A 17465-nucleotide genomic window follows, 5' to 3' on the forward strand; every position below is an offset into this window, starting at 1 on the left:
GTGGGGGAGATGTCCGGCAGGACAGAGGGGGGCGCTGTCCCGCCAACTTTGCGATGATTCCCCTACCGCCCCATCAGCAAAGCGACGATGAGCTGCTGCAGATTGCCGCGCGGGGCGAATTCTATCCGGTCGAAATCGCGGCTTGCCTGCCGCTGCGCCTGCGAGAGTTCGGCGAGCCGCCTGGTCATTTCGGTCCTGATCTTCTTGCACCCGGGATCGTCGGCGACGGACAGGCCGATGGTGGCGGTCTCTATCTTGCGGACCATGTCGACGATGATGTCGCCATGCACCTTTTCGTGGGCGGCGAGGCCGGCTGCGAAAACGTCCCAACTCTTCTGCACGGCGGCCGGCATTGGCCCGGACGCTTTGGGCAAAGTGTAGGTTATGATGAGCTTGGGCCGCGCCGACACCAGCACGCAGGCATTGCCTTGCCGCTGATAGTCCCTGGCCCAGGTCAGCTTGAAATTGGTATAGGCCATGGCGCGGACCCTGCTTTTGCCGATCGTCGGCCCGCGCTCGCCCATCGACGCATGGAGCTGGGGACCGGTCTGCCCTGAAACGGCGTAGGTTTCAACTTTTTCAACCGGCTCCCAGCCCGCCTGCGCCGGCGATGCCAGCAAAATGGCCAGGAGCAGGTACGTCAGAACGGCTGTTTTCATGCGATCCCCGGGACGATGCCTTTGGTGCCCCGGAGATCATCAACGCATGGCCGGAATGCGGTCAAGGCGCCCTTGCCAAACTCGCCGTTCGCATTTCGCGTCGAAAGAACCAATCAACGGCGATGTGCCGCAAACTCAATTCGCCTGGCGGGCTCGTTTTGAAATCTTCTTTCTCACTAAACTCCATAAACTTAGTAGAGTTACTACAATAAGGCGTTTTGCGAGGAGCCCAAATGTCGAAAAAACTGGTGGTGGGGCTGTCGGGTAACCTGACCCGTCCGTCGAAGACCAAGGCGTTCATCAGCCACATCGTTGCGGAGGTGGCGAGCAGTACCGGTGCCGCCTCGACCGTTTTCGACATCGAGGATCTCGGCCGGTCCTTTCCGCTGGCAAGGCGCATTGGCGATCTGGATCCATTGGCCAGGAACATCGTCGAGCGATTGCTGGGCGCCGACGTCCTGGTGGTTGGCTCTCCCACCTTCAAAGGCAGCTACACCGGGCTTTTCAAGCATTTCTTCGACCTGCTCGACCCGTCATCGCTGCGGGGAAAGCCGGTCATCCTTGCTGCAACCGGCGGCGGCGATCGTCATTCGCTGGTGGTCGAACATCAACTGCGGCCGCTGTTCGGCTTCTTCGAGGCGCTGACCCTGCCGACCGCGATCTACGCCTCCGACAGGGACTTCGCCAACGGCGTGCTGGTGTCCGAAGCCATCCATGCTCGCGCCAGGCAAGCGGTCGCTGAAGCGTGCCGGGCGGTGCCACGCAGCGTCGGTCTTGCCGCCTGAATACGCCACCGGCCCGTGTCCCTCATTCCCTTCCCACACAGTTCAGAGGAGCCCGCAATGACCAGACCCAGCAAGTCGAGGCAGATCAAGCTTGGTGCCTTCCTGCCCGGTGGCGGACAGCATATCGCTGCCTGGCGCCATCCTGACGCGCCGGCCGACGGCGCGACGAATTTCGAGTTCCACAGGCAGCTCGCGCTGACCGCCGAGCGCGGCCTGTTCGATGCCTATTTCCTCGCCGACAATCTGACCGTCGGCCTCGGCGCCCGCGAAGGCGGCAATGCCAAGATCGCCGGGTTCGAGCCGGTGACGCTGTTTGCCGCATTGGCGCCGCTCACCACGCATCTGGGCTTCATTGCCACCGCCTCCACCACCTATGAGGAGCCCTATACGCTCGCCCGCAAGTTCGCCTCGCTCGACCTGCTGTCGAATGGCCGGGCCGGCTGGAATGTCGTGACCTCGGCGGGCGACGAGGCCGCGCGCAATTTCAATCGCGAGACGCAGCCTGCCCACGCCGAGCGCTATGCCCGGGCGCATGAGCATGTCGAGACGGTCAAGGCGCTGTGGGACAGCTGGGAAGACGATGCCTTCATCCGCGACAAGAAGTCGGGCCGCTTCTACGACAAGGACAAGCTTCACGACATTGATCACAAGGGCCGGCATTTCAGCGTCAAAGGCCCGCTCAATGTGCCGCGCCCGGTGCAGGGTCACCCGGTGGTGGTGCAGGCCGGGCAGTCGGAGGACGGCCGCAAGCTCGCCGCCCATTCGGCTGAGGTCATCTTCACCGCCCATCAGAATCTGGCCTCGGCGCGAGAGTTCTACCGCGACATAAAGGCGCGCGTGGCGACGGTCGGCCGCGATCCCGGACAGGTGCTGATCATGCCGGGCGTAGCTCCCTTCGTCGGCCGCACCGAAGCGGAAGCCCGCGCCAAGTACCAGCAGCTGAACGAGCTGATCCTGCCCGAGGATGGCGTGGCCCTGCTCAATGGGCTGGCCGGCCAGACGCTCGACATCAGGGGTTACCCGCTCGACGGACCGCTGCCGCTGAGCCAGGAAACCGAAGGCATGAAGAGCCGCCAGGCGCTGATCCGCCAGATTGCCGACGAGCACAACTTCACCATCCGCCAGCTCTACCAGTGGGTGGCGACGGCCCGCGGCCACTACACCGTCATCGGCAGCGCGGCGCAGGTTGCCGATCAGCTGGAGGAATGGTTCGGCAACGACGCCGCCGACGGCTTCAACATCCTGCCGCCGTGGCTGCCTGGCGCGCTCGACGATTTCGTCGACCTGGTGATTCCCGAGCTGCAGCGTCGCGGCCTGTTCCGCACCGCTTACGAAGGCAGCACGCTACGCGAGAATCTCGGCCTCAGGCGGCCGGAAAATCCTTGGACCGCTGCCCGCTCCAAGGTGCTGGCCGCCGAATAAATTCTCTTAAAGCGAAGGGGCAAGAGGATGAGTTTGCAACACATCGAGCAGCGGGTCACGATCCCTGCACATGGCGGCGGAACCAGCCTTGGCGCCGATTTTCCGCGCTTGGCCAGCCGGGCTGTCGTCCGCTTCCTGTCCCGTTACGGCATTCTGATCGCCTTCCTCGCGACCTGGCAGGTCTCGAGCAGCGCGGGATGGGTCAACGCCGCGGTGCTGCCGCCGATCGACACCATTGTCACCGCATTGTGGAACGGTCTGGCCGGCGGCACCTTGCTTGGCGACATTGCCATCAGCCTGCAGCGCGCCGGCCTCGCCTTCGCGGCGGCGGTGGCGGTTGCCATCCCGCTCGGTCTGTTCATGGGCCAGGTGCGCGCCGTCGAAACCGCGCTTGACCCGATCCTGCAGGTTTTCCGGCAGACCTCGGCGCTGGCGCTCTACCCGGTGTTCATCCTGCTGCTCGGGCTGGGGGAGGCATCAAAGGTCTTCGTCATCTTCTGGGCGACGCTGTTCCCGCTGCTGCTCAACACCATCAGCGGCGTCAAGCAAGTCGATCCGAAACTGCTCGAAATGGCGCGGGTCTATGGCGCCACGCGGCTCACCGCGTTTCGCCGTGTCGTGCTTCCGGGGGCCGTCCCGTCGATCTTCGTCGGGTTGAGGCTGAGTGCGACCACGGCGCTCTTGTTGCTGATCGCTTCCGAAATGATCGGCGCCAACAAGGGCATCGGCTTTCAGGTGATGAACGCGCAGTACAACTTCCAGACCCCGCTGATGTTTGCGGCGATCGTCATCCTTGCCGGCCTCGGCCTGATCGCCAATCAGGCGCTGGTCAGCCTGCAGCGGCGGCTCTGCCGCTGGAGCAGTCCCACCGACTGACCAGCTTTCACCCATCCTCTCCAACAGGCACCATCCTCCAACAGGCCCCATCCTCCAAACATGAAAGACCGGACCATGCCAATCACTCGCCGCTCCCTGCTTGCGGGCGCTCCCTTTGCCGCCGGCATCATCGCCTCCGGCCTGCCTCGCTTTGCCGTTGCGCAAGCCGCGCCGGCCACGTTGCGCTACCTCGCCAGCCGTGGCAGCATCTCGCCGCATGAGCTGGCGGACGCGCTCGGCTATTTCAAGGACGTCGGCGTCAAGCTTGAGAATGTCGGCTACTCCAGCGGCGGTCCGGAATCGCTGTTCGCGCTCGCCTCCGGCAGCGTCGATCTTGGCTCGGCCGCAACCGCTGCGGTGATCAATTCGATCTCCGGCGGCAACGACTTCGTCGCCGTCTATCCAAGCAACGGCATTAACAGCCAAGTGCACAGCGTCTTCTACGTGCTGGAAGACAGTCCGATCAAATCGATTGCCGACATTGCCGGCAAGACCATTGCAGTCAACACGCTCGGCGCCCATCTCGACTACACCGTGCGCGAGGCGCTGCACGGCGTCGGCCTGCCGCCAGATGCAGCGAATCTCGTCGTGGTACCCGGGCCGCAGCTTGAACAAACCTTGCGGTCACGCCAGGTCGATATCGCGGCACTGGGCTACTGGCAGGCGACGTTTGCCGGCGCGCTGGTCGACAAGGGCGGGGTGCGCGGCGTGTTCAACGACACCGACGTGCTGGGCGAACTGGCCGGCGGCTTCATCGTCCTGCGGCGCGACTTCATCGCGGCGCATCCGGATGGCGCCCGCAATTTCGTCGACCAGTCGGCCCGCGCCGCCGACTGGTCGCGCCAGAACCCGGACGAGGCGCGCAAGGTGCTCGCGGAGATCCTCGACAAGCGCGGCGAAAATGGCGAGCTGGCGCGCTACTGGACCGGCTTCGGCCTGCGCGAAGGGGCGAAGGCTGACGACCGCGACATAGACTTCTGGATCGGCGTGCTCGAGCGCGACGGCCGCCTGCCCAAGGGCAAGCTGAAAGCCGCTGATATCCTTTACCGGCGCGGCGAAATGAAGACCAACTGACCGGGAGACGGGCCATGGCCACCACAAGCGGCGGCGAGGTCACGATACGCGACCTCTCCAAATCCTTCACCCTTGGCGGGCGCCCGATTGCCGTGCTGAGGGCGCTCAACCTCGACATCCGCTCCGGCGAATGTCTCGTCATTGTCGGCGCCAGCGGATCGGGCAAGACCACGCTGCTGCGCATCCTTGCCGGTCTTGAGGCTGCCGACAGCGGCGGTGTCGCGATCGACGGCAGGCCGGTCCATGGCGTCGGCGCCGAGCGCGCGGTGATCTTCCAGGAACCGCGCCTGCTGCCCTGGCTGACGGTGCTCGGCAACGTCGCCTTTGGCCTCGAAGTGCGGGGTGTGGCCAAGGCGGAGGCCGAGGACAAGGCCCGCTTCTATACCGCGCTCGTCGGCCTGGCCGAATTCAGCGATGCCTATCCCAGGCAGCTTTCGGGCGGCATGGCGCAGCGCGTCGGCATTGCCCGGGCCTTGACCGTGCAACCTGAAATCCTGCTGCTCGACGAGCCGCTAGGCGCGCTCGACGCGATGACCAAGATCGGCATGCAGGAGGAACTGGCGCGCATCTGGAGCGAGGAGAACGTCACCATGGTCATGGTCACCCATGATCTGGAAGAAGCGATCTATCTCGCCGACAGGGTGCTGATCCTGCCCAGGGAGAAGGGCGGCACAGCACGGCTGGTCGAGGTTGAACTGCCGCGCCCCCGCGATCGCAGCGAAAGCCGGTTCGTGCGCTATCGCGAAGAACTGCTGCGCGAGTTTGGCTTGCACTGAGACTGGGTGCACTAAGACGCCGGTGAAAGGCGCGTCTTCCGCACCTTACTTCCCGACCGCCCCGGTCGAAAACAGCGCGCTCTCGACCGGCGGCTCCAGGGTTTGCGCAAAGGGCGTCGCCATGTGGTGGCGGTCGCGGTAGGCCAGCTTGCCGTCGATGAAGACACGGCAGGTCTTGGCGTCGCAGAACTGGTCGGTCATGTCGATATAGGTCGCGTTGGGCACGGCGCGCACGATGTCGCGCTCCACCGCGGCCATGGCGTCGTTGGCGGCGTCGGTGCGCGGCGCGTCACATACCGATGGTGTCTGTCCACGCCACAGCGCGCGGGCCACGCAGGTGTCGACAAACATGCTGTTGAACGGCACATCGCGGATGAAGGCGACCTTCAGCCCGGCCTGGCTGAACGCCTCCAGCGTTGCGCGCAGGCCGGCTTGCCAGTCCTGATCCAGGCTGTCGGATTGCCGCGCGTCGGGCGACAGTTTGCGCGAGCTGGTCAGCGAGATCTCCGAGATCACCACCAGGCTCGGGCGCAGGGCGATGATCTCCTTGATCGATTGCTCGCGCCATTGATCGCACTCGGTGTAGTCGCGCTTCAGCTTCGAGCTCCAGACCGTCAGCCGCGACGCCCGGCAGGCGGCTTTGAGCCAGGTGACGACCTTGTAGTCGTTCTTCTTCGCCGCCTCGATCAGCGGCGTCGACCAGTGGTCGGCATGCGAATCGCCGAACAGCGCGATCGAGCGCTCGGCATTCTTGGCGCCGAACTCGCAGGCCTTCGGCGTCACGGTCTCGTAGTCGAGAACGCAGCCCACCCTGGCGCGCGCCGTGGAGGGCTGCGCGGCAGTTTCGGCAATGATGCGTTGTGAGGGATCGAGGTCGTCCACGGCAAGGCGCGCATTGGCGTAAGTCGCCACGACGCCGGCGCCGGTCAGCATTACGGCGGGGATTAGCGCGCGCGCCGCGTTCGCCATCAGCCAGCCATTGCGACGGATCGGGTTTTCGATGAAATTATAAGTGAAGAGCGACAGCGCCAGCGTCAATGCCGCGCAGGCAAGCCGCCCGGGCCAGGAGAGGTCGGGCACCATCATCGTTGCATAGACGATGACCGGCCAGTGCCAGAGATAGAGCGAGTAGGAAAGTTTCCCCACCCATTGCAAAGGCGGCAGCGCCAACATGGCGCTCGGCCCGCTTTGGACATTGCCGGAGCCGCTGAGCAGCAGGAGCACGGTGCCGGCCACCGGCACCACCGCCGCGACGCCGGGGAAGGGGGTGTCCTGCTCGCTGAAGGTCAGATAGGCCCCGGCGATCAGCGCCAGGCCAAGCCATGCCAATGCTGCGCCCAGTTGCGGGCGCTCTCGCCAGAATTTTGCCGGCGCCATCGTCGCCAGGCCGCCGGCGGCGAATTCCCAGGCCCTGAGCGGCGAGAAATAGAAGGCCCAGGGCTGCGCCACGGTGGTGAGCCAGGCGCCGACGGCGAACGACACCGCGCCGGTGATGCCGATCATCAGGATGGCAGTGCGCTTGCCCGGTCGCAGCCATGCGGCCAGCAGAAGCAGCCCCGGCCATACGAAATAGAACTGCTCCTCGACCGAGAGCGACCAGAAGTGGATGAACGGGTTGTTCGCCGCGTCGGCGGCGAAATAGTCGAACGACCAGCGGATCAGCCAGAAATTGATCGCATAGGCCGAGGCATACATGGCGCCTTTCGAATAGAGCGACTGTTCGTCCGGCGACAGGATGAAGTAGCCCGCGACCAGCGTGGCGAAGATGACGAACAGCGAGGCCGGCAGCAGGCGCCGGGCGCGCCTTGCATAGAACCGCCACAGATCCAGCCTGCCGTCCTCGGCGATTTCCCGCAGCAGCTGGCCGGTGATCAGGTAGCCGGATATGACGAAGAAGATGTCGACGCCAGTGAAGCCGCCCGGCAGGTCCGACAGACCAAAATGGAACGCGACGACGCCGGACACCGCCAACGCACGCAGCCCTTCGATATCAGGCCGAAACGATGCTGACACGGCGAAACCTCGTATAGGTCGTTAAAAAAGCCACCCGTTGCGAAGACTCGACGCAATGCATTGATATTGCAATGCAACAAATCTAACGCAGTGCAACATAAGTGGAGTTTACGGGGTGCAGTGCGACATGCTCGTCGGCGTGCCTCGGCGAACGTTGCGCCGTGCGCTGCCATCTGCATCCGCTGGCGGCGAATTTTGGCGGCGGGATCTTTGGAGCACAATGAAATTTGGCCGGGGTACGGCGGGTGGGACGTGCGCGAATTTGACCAGCGCCCGCTCTATCTGTTCGTTTTACCCACATTTGTGCAACGCCAAGTGATTCCACTTGGCTGCAAAAATACTCTCGCGGGCCCGATCTCGGGCTTTAGAAGGAGCCCCGGCGCTCGCGCGCCGAGCCCCTCCGCTTAAAGCGCCTCGCGTTCGAAAGGAAATCAACGCGCTTTAAGTCTTTGTTTCTATGCATGTCGTTACCCCAAAACCGCTGCGCACCCTCGGGTCAGGCCCGAGGGCATGCTTTTGGGCGACATGCATTAGTCGTCACCGATCACGCATGTGCTGGCGGATGATGACGGGAGTCCCAGACTGCCCAAGCCGATGCCGCAACCACCAGCACGCCGAGGACAACGTGGGTCGCCATTGCGTTGGCGTTTGCCACGAAGCCGAGCAGCCAGGGCGAGGCGATCAGCCAGAGCCCGACGACAAGGTTCACCCACTCTTCCCATTCGGCGAATACTGAAAGCGCCGCGAGAGCCAGGGCGCCGAGCACGATCGCGGCAATCCAGGCGTTCCAAGCAGCAGCGGTTTCAGCAGCGAAGCCGATAACCCAGGGTGAGATGAACAGGCATGCCGCAAGGATCAGGTTGATCCAATCCTGGGCCTTCTTTCCTTCCATCAGATCGATTGCCATGACAACCTCCACAGATGAAGCTTGACCAAAGCACTATGTCGCGTGCAACGCACGCTTAGTCATTGATATATCGCACTTTCGGCGGCTTTCAAGGAGTGGCTCCGGGGCGGCCGGTTAGCCGGTGCCGCAGTGCCGTCATCCGTCTGCTCAACTTGGAGGCGCCGCGCCGGTTCCGGAGGCCGCAAGGCCCGGGATCACGGGTCAAGACTCCACGCGGTCACGCCTTTTTCAGGAACTCGGTCTTCAGCACCAGGCCCTTCACCTGCTTGGTGTTGCACTCGATCTCGCCGGGATTGCCGGTGAGGCGAATATTCTTCACCAGCGTGCCGCGTTTGATCGTCTCCGAGGTGCCCTTGACCTTCAAATCCTTGATCAGGGTCACGGAATCGCCCTCGTTCAGCTGGGTGCCGTTGCTGTCTCTTACGATCACGTCTGCCATATCAGGGTCTTTCATCGGAGCCGGACAACCGACTATCCGGCGCGCGGCGGCAAGGTCAAGCGATGGCACTTGGCAACCCGTGCCATCGCTTGCTCGTGAACCGGACAGGGCACCCGCGTTGCTCATCTCAGGTGCTTCGGCTATTGACCGGCAGCCAATGCCGGCACAGTTCCAAATGGAGCCCGACTATGACAGAGAAGACCATCCTCAAATTCGGCGCGGTCGAAAACGCCGAGGCGGGCGATCTCGCGGGCTGGGTCGTGGTCGACGGCAACCCGACAATGAAGACCGCCGTCCAGCACACCACAGCGGACGGCAAAGTCATGTCGGGCACCTGGCAGGCCACCCCCGGTACCTACCACGCAACCTACAGCGACTATGAATTCGTGCACATGATCGCTGGGCGCATCGTCATCACGCCCGATGGCGGCGCGCCCGTCGAAGTCGTCCCCGGCGACGCCTTCGTGGTTGAAGCCGATTTCAAGGGAACGTGGAAAATCATCGAGCCGGTGACGAAGCATTTCGTCGTCAGAGTCGGCTGAGGCCGGAGGCGAACAGAACAATCCTATCACGGCCTGGCGCGCCGCCAAGTCTGTTGATCCCGAGGCCTGTCGATCCCACGGCCTGCCGATCCTGGGCACCGCAAGCGCGGGGCGGTCGAATAAAAAGATAGAGCCCCTCCTTCAGGGATGGATGAAACTCTAGAAATCGAAATAGATCGCCGGCGGATACGGACTGGACACATTCTTGTCGGCCGGCGCCGCCATTGCACCGGACGACGCGGTGATCCCGCCGGTGGACTTATTGTCGAGCTGCGGCCGGCGTTTCTCGGCTGTGGCCGCTTTCGCATCGGTGGCAACGACTTTCGTTTTAGCCTCCACGGCTTGCGAAAGGGCGAGCACGGCGAGAAGTGCAGACAGAGCAAGTTTCATGACGGCGTCCCTCCATCGTTAACGTAAGGTTAACCCCAGCCGCCGGTTCGAACACCGCCGCAGTGTGGAAAGGCGTGGAATTCTCTGGAATTCCTGGAATATGGCTTGTGGAAAGTGCGGCCGCGGGGGGAACGGAGCAGGTGCCGGCGCGTGCAGGCCTACAGCCGCATCAGGCCGAAGCCTGGAGCGGCCGCGACCGAACCCAGACATCCGGTCGCGCTTGGCCGCTCAATGTCGCGGCCAGCGCTGGTGTGAAGATCAATCCTTGAAGCCGGTCGAGTCGAGCAGGGCGACCTGCTTGCCGTCGATGTAAAAGCGTATCACGTGCGCGCTGCCGTCGACCTCAATGCGCGTCGGCTCGATGGCCGGTGACGCAGGAGCCGCCTTGCCATATGTCGCTGCTGCGCGCGAGCTGGCAGCTGCGCGCGACGGTCCATCCGGCCCGAAGGTCAGCAGCAGTGCGGCGGATCCAACCGCAAGCGCGGTGAAGGGGATTTTGGGAGAAGCAGTCCAGGACATCGAGTTATTCCTTCCTTGTTGAGGCGGCATCTACGCTGGTTTGTGCTGGTTCGAGAGCTCGGCTTCGCCGTCGTTCAAATGACTGAGGAAGGGAGTTGGTGTTCAAGCCTACATAGCGTTTCTGCCCTTGCCCTGCGCGACCTTAGCGCCGCCCGGCGGGGCGAAAAGGGCAGCCGCGTGGAGCGGCGTGGAATTCTGCGGATTTCCTGGAATATAGACTTTAGGAGAGGTCCAGCCCGCAATGAATGCGGTGGGTGCAATTGCTGGCACATGCTATGCCTTGCGGTGGCATAAAGGGGCAGGTGGGGGATGGCACAGCATATCGCGCAGAAGTTACGGTTGACCGCGGCCGTGCTGGGAACCGTCACCCGCAAGGACCTTGCGGCGGCGTTCCGGCGCGTCAACCCGAAGACGGCGTTCGATCTCGGCCGCGCCGACAAATGGCTGCAGGGGCGCGCCCAGCCACGCGAGCTCAGCGTCTACGACGACTGGACGAAGCTGCTTAAGCTGGAGCAGACCGGCGCCTGGATCGCCGAGAGCGACCTGCCAGGTTTTACCGCGGCGATCTGTGCCCGCCACGGCATCGACAGGGCCGAACTGGAACGCCGCGCCGGTGCGCATTTCGAGACCGCTTCCGGGCATGAGGAGCGAAGCCTTGGATTCGCCCTTGCCGGAACCTACGCATGTTATTCGCATGCCTTGTCGCCCTATTATCGCGGCCAGTTGATCAGGGGCAGCCTGTCGATAGAGACCGGGCCGGGTGCACACGGCCTGACTGCCGCCTATCGCGAGGCCCTGCCGACCGGGCAGCTGCTGCTCGGCGGGCTGATGACGCCGGCAAAACGCGGCCTTTATGCGCATCTGAAAGAAACCAACGGCGAAGCCCAATTCTTCTTCTGCCTGTTTCCGCACTCGCGGCCGGGAAGCGTGCTTGGCGGCTATCTGTGCGGCACCACCATTATCGGCCCGGAGCCGCAGCCGTCGCTGACCAGGATCCTGATGGTCCGCTTGCGCAATCCGGCGCCCCCGGAGTGGGGCGGATATCTGCCGCCCGACGGGTCAATCGCCGCCGATCTGGCATCGCTTGGGTTGTCCGTCGAGCACACGGAAGCGGTTGACCGGCAGCTGGCGCAATTCCTCGACAGCGACAGCGACGGCGGCGCCAGCCAGATCCCGCCGGCCGAGTTCCGCGCCATTCTCGACGTGTTCGACCGTCATTGGCTGAGCCATTCCGTCTGACACTGGGCACCGGGCTGAGGGAAGACGAAGCCGCGCGGGGCTCGCTGGCACGAAGGTGGGGACGTTGCATGCCGGCTCAATATGCCTGATCATGGTGATTGACAGGGTGGAGGCATCAATTGGCGGCCAATCGGCGAAACGGCATGCACCCGTCGGAGCCCGGGCTGGTGGGCGTTGTTTCGGCTGCCATGGCCCTGCCGCGCATGTCGCTGCCCACCGTCGCGACCGTCGTGGCGGCGGTTGCGGCCCTGTATTTCGGGCGCGAGGTTTTCCTGCCGATCGCAATCGCTCTGCTGCTGACCTTTGCGCTAGCACCGTTGGTTTCGGCACTCAAACGGGTCGGCATTCCCCGTCTGCCCGCGGTCATCGCCAGTGTGCTGGGCGCATTCACGGTCCTTGCGCTGTTCTCCTTCATCGTCGCCACGCAGGTCAGCGAACTGGCGCAGAACATCCCGCTTTACCAGTCAAATATCCTGACCAAAGTGCGATCCCTGAAGGAGACTGGCGTCGGCGGCGGCGTCATCGCCAGGCTGAGCGAGGCGATCGAACGCGTTGGCCAGGAACTCGACAGGCAGGAAACCTCACCGCCCGCCGCGGATCAGCCACGGCGCGAGCCGGTGCCTGTCGAGATCATCGCACGCGAAAGGCCGCTCCAGGTTCTGCAGAACCTGATCGGACCGCTGATCAGCCCGCTGGCATCGGCCGGCCTGATCGTCGTCGTCGTCATATTCATGCTGCTCGAGCGCGAGGACCTGCGCGACCGTTTCATACGCCTCGTCGGCTATGGTGATCTTCATCGAACCACCGAGGCGCTCCAGGATGCCGGCAAGCGGGTCGGCCGGTATCTTCTCATGCAGTTGGTCGTGAATATCGTCTATGCCATACCGGTTACAGCAGGGCTTTGGATTCTGGGGATACCCAATGCGCTGCTGTGGGGGTTGCTGGCGCTGGCGCTGCGCTTTGTTCCCTATATCGGCCCGATCATTGGTGCGCTGCTGCCGCTGTTCCTGGCGCTTGCCGTGGCGCCCGGCTGGTCGCTCGTGCTGTGGACCGCCGGACTGTTCGTGGCCATGGAAATGATAACCGGCAACGTCGTCGAACCGTGGCTCTACGGTTCACGAACTGGGCTTTCGCCATTGGCAATCATCGTTGCGGCGATCTTCTGGACCTGGCTGTGGGGCCCGCTGGGCCTGGTCCTGTCGACGCCGCTCACGGTCTGCCTCGTCGTGCTCGGCAGGCACGTGCCGCAGTTCGAATTCCTCGACGTTCTATTCGGCAACGAACCGGTACTCGAACCCCACGCTCGGCTCTACCAACGGCTGCTGGCCGGCGATCCAGAGGAAGCCACAGATCACGCCGAGGAGATGCTGGAGGAAAAATATCTGTTCGAATTCTATGACAAGGTTGCCATTCCCGCACTGCTGCTCGGTGAGCAGGATCGCGTGCGGGGCGTCATGGGCGATGAGCAAAGACGGCGGGTGGCGGCCAGCGCGCAGATGCTGGTGGCGAACCTCGACGACAGCGCCCGGGAGGAAGCAGAGGAGGACGATGATCCGGCCACAGTCGAGCCTGCCACGGCGGACAAGTACAAGGACAAGGACGGGGACAAGCAGGCTCAAGGGGAGGGCGAGGACGACACTGAGCTGCCGGATGGCACTGACATGTCGGTGCTGTGTGCCGGCGGCCGCGGCGAACTCGACGATGCCGCCGCCGCCATGCTGGCGCAGGTGCTCGAAGTCCAAGGGGCGACGGTTTCGAAGGCGAGCTTTGCCGATATGGATCCGACTGGCATTCGCCGGCTCGAGCTCGACGCTGTCGACACCGTTGTGGTGGGTTTCCTGAACCGCGACTCCGTCAAGCACGCCCGTTTCCTTGTTCGTCGGCTGAAACGTGCCAAGTCGGCGCTGCGGGTAGGGATCGTGTTCTGGTCGAAGGACGGCGACGACAAAGAGGCAGCCGTCGAAATGGCCAATGACCTCAACGCCGATTTTGTCGCGTTTGGCATGGCCGAAGCCGTTCTGGGCGCGTTATCGAGCGATCCGCCGGTGGCGCTGAAGGTCGCTGCCAAGCGCCGCATGCGCCGCCGGCCGCGCCCGGCGAAGAAGGCGCCGCTTGCCGCTGCAAAGTGAGAGACTGTTTGGAAACTCTACTCCGGCGGTCATCTGATGGCGTTTTCTGCGCTTCCCTACAGCGCCGCGAGTCTTCCGGACGCGCGGCGCTCTAATGTCCGCTGCGCTCCGGTTCTCGAAACCACCACCATATGGCTCGCCGGAGCGACTTTCCAAACAGCCTCTGAGACCGTAGCTCGCCCTCACGTCCAGAAATAGCGCACCGTGTGAAAGAAGATCGGGGCGGCGAAGACCAGGCTGTCGGCGCGGTCCATCATGCCGCCATGGCCCTCGATCAGATGGCCCCAATCCTTCACCCCCTGGTCGCGCTTGATGGCGGAGGCGACCAGCCCGCCGAGGAAGCCCATCAGGCAGGCGATGAAGGCGACGCCCGCCGCCTGGAGCGGCGAAAACGGCGTCAGGAACGACAGCAGCGCGCCAAGCAGGCTCGACGTCGCCAGCCCGCCGACAAGCCCTTCCCACGTCTTCGACGGCGAAACCTTCGGCGACATCAGGTGCCTGCCAAACAGCTTGCCGAAGATGTATTGCAGCACGTCGCTGCCTTGCACGGTGATGATCAGGAAGGCGATCAGCAACAAGCTGCGGCCTTCGAAGCCGGGCACGTCGAGCGTCAGCAGGGCCGGCACGTGGCTGACGCAGTAGACCGAGATCATGACGGCCCATTGCTGCGCCGAGACGCGCTCGAGAAAGCGCTCGGTGTCGCCGTGAAGCGCGGTGATGGCCGGCATCAGCAGGAAACAGTAGACCGGAATGAAGATGGTGAAGAGGCCGTACCAGGCGGTCCACACCAGCCAGTACTGGAACGGGATGATGATGCCGAACATACCGAACAGCACCCAATGGTCGCTGCGGCGGCTGTGCGTCAGCGTCACGAATTCGCGCAAGGCGGCAAACGAGATCAGCGCGAACAGGATGGTCATGCCGGCGCGGCCGAAGAAGAAGGCAACGGTGATCGCCACCACCATCACCCACCAGGCGTTAATGCGCTGGTTGAGGTTGACCAGCGTCGAGGAAAGCGGCTTCGGCGCGCGCCATGACAGGATGCCGGCGACCAGGCTTGCCGTGGTCAGCACCGCAGTGAGGCCGACAACCATGATAAGGGTCTCGTGCGTTGGCATGTTGTTCTAGTCGTCTCTTGGAGCATCGTGCCTGGGAGCATCGTGCCGGATACCGGATCCGGCATGATCTCTACGCTCTTTGGGCTCTACGCTGTTTTGGTCGCATGATGCTTTTTGGAAAACCGGATTCCACTTTTCCGCATCATGCGTTGGCGGGCGGGGGTTCAGCGCCAGCAGTGTTTGGCGGGCGCGCTCGAGAAAGGCGCGGCGTTCCTCGCCGGGCGCAATGGCGATCGGCGCGCCAAAGACGACCCGGCAGAGCAGCGGCACCGGCACGAACTGGCCCTTGGGCAGCACCCGCGACATGTTCTCGATCCAGCACGGGATGAGTTCGACGTCGGGCCGCGCCATCGACAGATTGTAGAGGCCGGAGCGGAACGGCAGCAGCGGCTGGTCGGTCATGTTGCGCGTGCCCTCGGGGAAGATGATCAGCGAATGACCCTCGTCGAGCACCGACAGCATGATCGAGATCGGATTCTGCGCCTCATCGGTCCACTGCCGGTGGATGAGCACCGAGGACAGCATGTCCTGCGCGATGAACCGGCGCAGGCGCGATTTTCCCCAATAGTCGGCGGCAGCGACGGCATGGGTGCGGGCGCGCTGCTTCTCGCTGAGGCAGGCCGACAGCAGGATGAAATCGCCGTGGCTGGCATGGTTGGCGAAGTAGATGCGCTGCCGGTTCGACGGCTCTCTGCCGTTCCAGATCGGCCGCACGCCGGTCACCGCCCAGGCCAGCGCCGACAGGCCGACCGAGGTCAAGGTCTGCAGCAGGGTAAAAGTCCTTGTGCCGAGCTTGCTCATCGTCGGGCTCAGAAAGACAAGGCGACGAGGGACGCCGCCACGAACAGGCCGAGCGCGACGCGCTGCTTCATCAGCAGGCGTTGCGTGCCCGCGATGCGCCGGTCGAGCGAGCGGATGCCGGCAGCGGCCGGTTTGACGCGCATGCGCGCCAGCACGTCGTCGACCGAGGCACCGCCGGCGGCCTCGCTGATGTGGCTCGCCATCAGCCAGAACAGCAACGCGTCGAAGACAAGCAAGGCCGAGACGGCGAGAGTGACCACGCCGCTCGCTGCCGCGACCAGCCAGGCCGCTGCCGCCAGCGTGGTCGCCTGTGGCTGCGCTGCCACGGCAATGACCGGCGCGGCCGCCAACGCGGCCAGCACCAAAAACAGCGGCCACACCGCCTGCGTCATCAGCCCGGCGGCGAACGCTTCGGCCTTGTCTCGATGGGCACTCATGCCGGCTCGTCCATCGCGATCCGAAGAAGCACCGGTCGGCCCGATGCGGCGAGCCGCGCGTGCGCCTGCGCCAGCGTTGGCGAGCGGCCTGTGGCAACCAGCCATCCGGCGACGGCGCCGGCGCTGCGCTGGAAGCCGAGCGCGCAGCAGACCAGCACGGTGCCGTGGCTGCGCGCGTCCTCGATTGCCGCCACCGCTTGCGCCTGCGCCGCTGGCGATGGCGGCAATAGGTCGACCATGGCGACAGCCGTCCAGCGGCAGGTGACGCCGTGCGGCCGCTCCAGCTCGCCGGCAAGGTCGATCACCGTGCCGAAGGCGCCGGCCTCGGCGACGGTGGGAAAGCGGCCGAGGAAGACACAGTCGGCAATGGCGACATGCGGCGGCAGCCTGCGCGTCCATATCCATGCGTTGATCCTGGCGCCAAGCCGGTGGGGCAGCAGCAAAACTCGGCTGGCCGGCGAGACGCTGCCGTCGGCCGTTTTCTGGAACACTTTGGCGCCGGCTCCGGCATAGCCGAAGGCAACGATGGCCAGCGCCAGCGCCGGCCACAGCAGGATGAGCCACAGCGCCGAGACGAAGGCGCCGGCAACGGCGCCGGCCAGTGCCAGCGCTGCGACGAGCGCGTAGAACAGCGCCAGCCGCCGTGCCTTGGGATCGGCGGTCAGCCGGAAGCCGGCGAACGGCAATTCGCCGTTGCGCGGAAACAGCCACAGGGCGAAAAAGCCGAGCAAAGCGCCGGTCGGGATATCGATGACATGGTGCTGCCACGTCGTCAGCACTGAGGCGCCGATCAGCAAACACCAGACGTGCCAGACGATGCCGGCCATGCCTTTGAGCCGACAGCGCCAATGATCCCAGATGATGACCAGCAGCGCGATGTGCAGTGACGGCGCCTGGTTGAACGGCTTGTCGAAGCCGCCGAGCACCGCGAACATGAAACCTGGCAGGCCTGATGTCTGCGGCCGCACGAAGGTCGCCGTCAGCGGGAACAGGAGGAAACAGGCGACGGCGACGATTTGCGCCGTGAGATAGCGGCCGGCGAGACGATCGACGCCGCGCTTCGTATCGTTGAGCAGCAGCGACAGGCCGTAGAACAGGTTGATCGACCAATAGGGCACGATCGTCCAGGCGATGAACGGGATGTTGCGCTCCCAGGCAAAGACGATGCTGCCGACATCGTCGCGCTGCGATGCCAGCCAGTTGGCGAAGCCGTAGGTCGCGTAGAAGAACGGCGCCAGAAACGCCAGCCACAACGCTGCGCGTAGCACGATTTTGGCGTACGGGTCGCGCGCAGAAAGGACAGGGGCAGCGGCAGGGCCAAGGACAGGCAAGACCATGC

At 64.2% G+C, this 17465-nt stretch carries 17 protein-coding genes and 1 pseudogene; 8 read left to right on the forward strand and 10 right to left on the reverse strand.

The window, feature by feature from the left end; genetic code table 11:
* Positions 1–62: 62 nt before the first annotated feature.
* On the reverse strand, positions 63–659 hold the full coding sequence (locus NMG80_RS06175) for a DUF922 domain-containing Zn-dependent protease (RefSeq protein ID WP_254017319.1): 597 nt from the start codon (positions 657–659) through the stop codon (positions 63–65).
* A 233-nt stretch (positions 660–892) separates the two neighbouring features.
* Here NMG80_RS06175 and msuE point away from each other — a divergent pair, with 233 nt between their 5' ends.
* The 5 genes from msuE (at position 893) to NMG80_RS06200 (ending at position 5592) form a co-directional block, all read left to right on the forward strand.
* On the forward strand, positions 893–1444 hold the full coding sequence (gene msuE, locus NMG80_RS06180) for an FMN reductase (RefSeq protein WP_254017320.1): 552 nt from the start codon (positions 893–895) through the stop codon (positions 1442–1444).
* 57 nt (positions 1445–1501) lie between these two features.
* Positions 1502–2866 (forward strand): LLM class flavin-dependent oxidoreductase, encoded by a 1365-nt coding sequence (locus NMG80_RS06185; protein WP_254017321.1) that lies wholly within the window; start codon positions 1502–1504, stop codon positions 2864–2866.
* A 27-nt stretch (positions 2867–2893) separates the two neighbouring features.
* The gene (locus NMG80_RS06190; protein ID WP_254017322.1) at positions 2894–3742 is read left to right on the forward strand and encodes an ABC transporter permease; all 849 of its coding nucleotides are present in this window, start codon (positions 2894–2896) and stop codon (positions 3740–3742) included.
* Between the two features lie 75 nt (positions 3743–3817).
* Positions 3818–4816 carry an ABC transporter substrate-binding protein gene (locus NMG80_RS06195; protein ID WP_254017323.1) on the forward strand — a complete coding sequence of 333 codons (999 nt, stop codon included), beginning with the start codon at positions 3818–3820 and terminating at the stop codon, positions 4814–4816.
* Between the two features lie 14 nt (positions 4817–4830).
* On the forward strand, positions 4831–5592 hold the full coding sequence (locus NMG80_RS06200; RefSeq protein ID WP_254017324.1) for an ABC transporter ATP-binding protein: 762 nt from the start codon (positions 4831–4833) through the stop codon (positions 5590–5592).
* Positions 5593–5637: 45 nt separating this feature from the next.
* Here NMG80_RS06200 and NMG80_RS06205 read toward each other — a convergent pair whose 3' ends face one another.
* The 3 genes from NMG80_RS06205 to NMG80_RS06215 all read right to left on the reverse strand — a co-directional run bounded on the left by NMG80_RS06205 (position 5638) and on the right by NMG80_RS06215 (position 8951).
* Positions 5638–7605, reverse strand: a complete 1968-nt coding sequence (locus NMG80_RS06205; RefSeq protein WP_254017325.1) for an acyltransferase family protein — start codon at positions 7603–7605, stop codon at positions 5638–5640.
* Positions 7606–8149: 544 nt separating this feature from the next.
* Positions 8150–8512, reverse strand: coding sequence for an SPW repeat protein (locus tag NMG80_RS06210; RefSeq protein ID WP_254017326.1), 363 nt, complete (start codon positions 8510–8512; stop codon positions 8150–8152).
* Positions 8513–8729: 217 nt separating this feature from the next.
* A complete protein-coding gene (locus NMG80_RS06215; protein WP_254017327.1) occupies positions 8730–8951 on the reverse strand; it encodes an alkylphosphonate utilization protein in 222 nt (73 codons plus the stop codon).
* 188 nt (positions 8952–9139) lie between these two features.
* Between NMG80_RS06215 and NMG80_RS06220 the strand changes: the two genes are divergently transcribed.
* Complete coding sequence (locus NMG80_RS06220; protein WP_254017328.1) at positions 9140–9493, forward strand: cupin domain-containing protein; 354 nt, start codon at positions 9140–9142, stop codon at positions 9491–9493.
* A gap of 159 nt (positions 9494–9652) precedes the next feature.
* Here the strand turns inward: NMG80_RS06220 and NMG80_RS06225 are convergent, their stop codons facing one another.
* Positions 9653–9883, reverse strand: coding sequence for a hypothetical protein (locus tag NMG80_RS06225; protein WP_254017329.1), 231 nt, complete (start codon positions 9881–9883; stop codon positions 9653–9655).
* 258 nt (positions 9884–10141) lie between these two features.
* Complete coding sequence (locus tag NMG80_RS06230) at positions 10142–10402, reverse strand: hypothetical protein (protein WP_254017330.1); 261 nt, start codon at positions 10400–10402, stop codon at positions 10142–10144.
* Between the two features lie 309 nt (positions 10403–10711).
* On the opposite strand from NMG80_RS06230, the gene NMG80_RS06235 reads away from it, so the two are divergent.
* A complete protein-coding gene (locus NMG80_RS06235; RefSeq protein ID WP_254017331.1) occupies positions 10712–11641 on the forward strand; it encodes a hypothetical protein in 930 nt (309 codons plus the stop codon).
* A gap of 143 nt (positions 11642–11784) precedes the next feature.
* On the forward strand, positions 11785–13770 hold the full coding sequence (locus tag NMG80_RS06240; RefSeq protein ID WP_254017332.1) for an AI-2E family transporter: 1986 nt from the start codon (positions 11785–11787) through the stop codon (positions 13768–13770).
* A 182-nt stretch (positions 13771–13952) separates the two neighbouring features.
* Here NMG80_RS06240 and NMG80_RS06245 read toward each other — a convergent pair whose 3' ends face one another.
* From NMG80_RS06245 to NMG80_RS06260, 4 genes and pseudogenes are all read right to left on the reverse strand, one after another.
* Entirely contained in the window at positions 13953–14864 is a 912-nt protein-coding gene (locus tag NMG80_RS06245) for a phosphatidate cytidylyltransferase (protein ID WP_254017333.1), read from the reverse strand.
* A 165-nt stretch (positions 14865–15029) separates the two neighbouring features.
* Positions 15030–15689 (reverse strand): annotated as a pseudogene (locus tag NMG80_RS06250) (lysophospholipid acyltransferase family protein); the annotation flags it as partial.
* Between the two features lie 8 nt (positions 15690–15697).
* Positions 15698–16126: a hypothetical protein gene (locus tag NMG80_RS06255; RefSeq protein WP_254017334.1), complete on the reverse strand. Its 429-nt coding sequence runs from the start codon at positions 16124–16126 to the stop codon at positions 15698–15700.
* The gene (locus NMG80_RS06260) at positions 16123–17463 is read right to left on the reverse strand and encodes a phosphatase PAP2/dual specificity phosphatase family protein (RefSeq protein WP_254017335.1); all 1341 of its coding nucleotides are present in this window, start codon (positions 17461–17463) and stop codon (positions 16123–16125) included. The genes NMG80_RS06255 and NMG80_RS06260 overlap by 4 nt, the downstream gene beginning before the upstream one ends.
* Positions 17464–17465 lie beyond the last annotated feature (2 nt).

This window comes from Mesorhizobium escarrei (genome assembly GCF_935825525.1).
GTDB lineage: Bacteria > Pseudomonadota > Alphaproteobacteria > Rhizobiales > Rhizobiaceae > Mesorhizobium > Mesorhizobium escarrei.